This is a genomic window from Halogeometricum sp. S3BR5-2 (assembly GCF_031624635.1).
Lineage (GTDB): Archaea > Halobacteriota > Halobacteria > Halobacteriales > Haloferacaceae > Halogeometricum > Halogeometricum luteum.
The window spans coordinates 1-531 of record NZ_JAMQOQ010000022.1; the positions used below are offsets into that span (position 1 = coordinate 1).

A 531-nucleotide genomic window follows, 5' to 3' on the forward strand; every position below is an offset into this window, starting at 1 on the left:
GAGTATGAGTGGAGGCGGCGAGAACGTGTTCCCAGAGGTTCGCACACTCCAGTACTTGCGTTCACGCTGGCGAGCTTAACTTCCGTGTTCGAGATGGGTACGGGTGTTACCTCGCCGCTGTGGCCGCCTTAACGCCAACTGACGGAATCGAACCGTCACTGTGGATACCAATCGTTGGTGGTTCGACACCGTATGATACGCGTGCAATCCAGTTAACGCCTGAACCCGTTCACACGGACCAGCGGACTGGTCCGATGAACAGTATGAATGTGGCATGGACTGTTAGTGCTCGTGGGCTGAACGCCTCGTTGCCTCGGCGCGTACACCCCAAGTCTATCGAACTCGTCTTCTACGAGTGTCCGTAGTGGTACTTCTTTTCCAGGTGGGTTTCGAGCTTAGATGCATTCAGCTCTTACCCCGTGTCGCGTAGCTACTCGGCATCTGCCCTCTCGGACAACCGATACACCAGCGGCGACCAATCGTAGTTCCTCTCGTACTATACGATCGTTCCCGTCAAGTACCTCACACCCC

Annotated in this window: 2 rRNA genes; both read right to left on the reverse strand. The window is 55.7% G+C overall.

What is annotated here, in order from left to right:
• Positions 1-9: 9 nt before the first annotated feature.
• A 5S ribosomal RNA gene (gene rrf, locus NDI79_RS23525) occupies positions 10-131 on the reverse strand.
• Positions 132-262: 131 nt separating this feature from the next.
• A 23S ribosomal RNA gene (locus NDI79_RS23530) occupies positions 263-531 on the reverse strand; the annotation flags it as partial.